The organism is Weissella uvarum (assembly GCF_016908785.1).
Taxonomy (GTDB): domain Bacteria; phylum Bacillota; class Bacilli; order Lactobacillales; family Lactobacillaceae; genus Weissella; species Weissella uvarum.
Genome location: NZ_JAFBEO010000013.1, coordinates 1 through 3,118 on the forward strand (window position 1 = coordinate 1; position 3,118 = coordinate 3,118).

Consider the following 3,118-nt stretch of genomic DNA (forward strand, 5'->3'; position numbering starts at 1 on the left):
ATTGAGCCTTACACCACGTTGTTCAACTTGGTTAAGTCCTCGAACCATTAGTACTAGTCCGCTCCATACGTCGCCGTACTTCCACTTCTAGCCTATCTACCTTGTCATCTACAAGGGGTCTTACTTCATTTCTGAATGGGAAATCTCATCTCGAGGCGAGTTTCACACTTAGATGCTTTCAGCGTTTATCTCATCCGTACATAGCTACTCAGCGATGCTCCTGGCGGAACAACTGATACACCAGAGGTACGTTCACCCCGGTCCTCTCGTACTAAGGGCAACTCCTCTCAAATTTCCTACGCCCGCGACGGATAGGGACCGAACTGTCTCACGACGTTCTGAACCCAGCTCGCGTACCGCTTTAATGGGCGAACAGCCCAACCCTTGGGACCGACTACAGCCCCAGGATGCGATGAGCCGACATCGAGGTGCCAAACCTCCCCGTCGATGTGGACTCTTGGGGGAGATAAGCCTGTTATCCCCAGGGTAGCTTTTATCCGTTGAGCGATGGCCCTTCCATGCGGAACCACCGGATCACTAAGCCCTACTTTCGTACCTGCTCGACTTGTAAGTCTCACAGTCAAGCTCTCTTGTGCCTTTACACTCTGCGAATGATTTCCAACCATTCTGAGAGAACCTTTGGGCGCCTCCGTTACCTTTTAGGAGGCGACCGCCCCAGTCAAACTGCCTGCCAGACACTGTCTTCCACCACGCTTAGTGGTGCGAGTTAGAGTGGTCATACAACGAGGGTAGTATCCCACCTGTGCCTCCATCGAAACTAGCGTCCCGATTTCTACGGCTCCTACCTATGCTGTACAAGCTGCACAAACACTCAATATCAAGCTACAGTAAAGCTCCATGGGGTCTTTCCGTCCTGTCGCGGGTAACCCGCATCTTCACGGGTCTTTAAATTTCACCGAGTCTCTCGTTGAGACAGTGCCCAGATCGTTACGCCTTTCGTGCGGGTCGGAACTTACCCGACAAGGAATTTCGCTACCTTAGGACCGTTATAGTTACGGCCGCCGTTTACTGGGGCTTCAATTCGTACCTTCGCTTACGCTAAGCACTCCTTTTAACCTTCCAGCACCGGGCAGGCGTCAGCCCCTATACGTCATCTTACGATTTTGCAGAAACCTGTGTTTTTGATAAACAGTCGCCTGGGCCTATTCACTGCGGCTCAGCTTGCGCTGAGCACCCCTTCTCCCGAAGTTACGGGGTCATTTTGCCGAGTTCCTTAACGAGAGTTCACTCGCTCACCTTAGGATACTCTCCTCGACTACCTGTGTCGGTTTGCGGTACGGGCAGGTAAACACTAACTAGAAGCTTTTCTTGGCAGCGTGACATCACAGACTTCTCTACTTAATTTCGATCCCCATCATGACTTGTCCGTATAGGTTCAAGCATTTAACTCAAACCAAGACTTATCATTTAGCCCAGCATTTCCAGCCGCTGGGTTCTGTTAGCCTTCTGCGTCCCTCCATTGTTCAAACATGTTCACCTGGTACAGGAATCTCAACCTGTTAGCCATCGACTACGCCTCTCGGCCTCGCCTTAGGTCCCGACTAACCCTGGGAGGACGAGCCTTCCCCAGGAAACCTTAGTCATACGGTGGACAGGATTCTCACCTGTCTTTCGCTACTCATACCGGCATTCTCACTTCTATGCGCTCCATTAGTCCTCACAGTCTAACTTCGTCGCCCATAGAACGCTCTCCTATCGCGTCACTTACGTGACACCCGTAGTTTCGGTGGTGTGTTTAGCCCCGGTACATTTTCGGCGCAGAATCACTCGACTAGTGAGCTATTACGCACTCTTTAAATGGTGGCTGCTTCTGAGCCAACATCCTAGTTGTCTATGCAACTCCACATCCTTTTCCACTTAACACACACTTAGGGACCTTAACTGACGATCTGGGCTGTTCCCCTTTCGACAATGGATCTTATCACTCACTGTCTGACTCCCGGACATACGTGATTGGCATTCGGAGTTTATCTTAATTTGGTAACCCGAGATGGGCCCCGCACCAAAACAGTGCTCTACCTCCAACACGCTTCATTCCGAGGCTAGCCCTAAAGCTATTTCGGAGAGAACCAGCTATCTCCAAGTTCGATTGGAATTTCACCGCTACCCACACCTCATCCCAACGTTTTTCAACACGTACGGGTTCGGGCCTCCAATGCGCTTTACCGCATCTTCACCCTGGACATGGGTAGGTCACCTGGTTTCGGGTCTACAACAACATACTTAAGCGCCCATTTCAGACTCGCTTTCGCTACGGCTCCGGTCTTTCCACCTTAACCTTGCATGGTATCGTAACTCGCCGGTTCATTCTACAAAAGGCACGCTATCACCCATTAACGGGCTCTAACTTCTTGTAGGCACATGGTTTCAGGAACTTTTTCACTCCCCTTCCGGGGTGCTTTTCACCTTTCCCTCACGGTACTGGTTCACTATCGGTCACTAGGGAGTATTTAGCCTTGCGAGATGGTCCTCGCGGATTCCGACTGAATTTCACGTGTTCAGCCGTACTCAGGATCCTACACGGGAGATTGCTTACTTTCGCATACGGGGCTATCACCCTGTCTCGCTCAGCTTCCCAGCTGATTCTGCTAATAAACAATTTTGTAACTCCACAACGGTAGTCCTACAACCCCAATGTGCAAGCACACTGGTTTGGGCTCTTCCGATTTCGCTCGCCGCTACTGTCGGAATCGATTTTTCTTTCTCTTCCTGTTGCTAATGAGATGTTTCAGTTCACAACGTCTACCTTCAATTTAGCTATGTATTCACTAAATGATAACTTGCATAACAAGTTGGGTTTCCCCATTCGGAAATCTCCGGATCAAAGCTTACTTACAGCTCCCCGAAGCATATCGGTGTTAGTCCCGTCCTTCATCGGCTCCTAGTGCCAAGGCATCCACCATGCGCCCTTAATAACTTAACCTATCAACTGACGTTGATGATTCAAGTTTGAGTATTGTGGCTCAAAGGCCACAAGCGATTTAAACTAATTTAAAAAACTCAAAAAATTACGCGGTGTATTTTTCGGCTCAATTTAATTATTAATAATTAATTGAAATGAATTTAAAATTTAAAATATTGATTCAGTTTTCAAAGA

Annotated in this window: 1 rRNA gene; it reads right to left on the bottom strand. The window is 49.1% G+C overall.

Annotation, left to right across the window (positions count from 1 at the left end):
• Positions 1-27: 27 nt before the first annotated feature.
• Positions 28-2,944: ribosomal RNA gene (locus JOC36_RS08640) — 23S ribosomal RNA — on the bottom strand.
• Positions 2,945-3,118 lie beyond the last annotated feature (174 nt).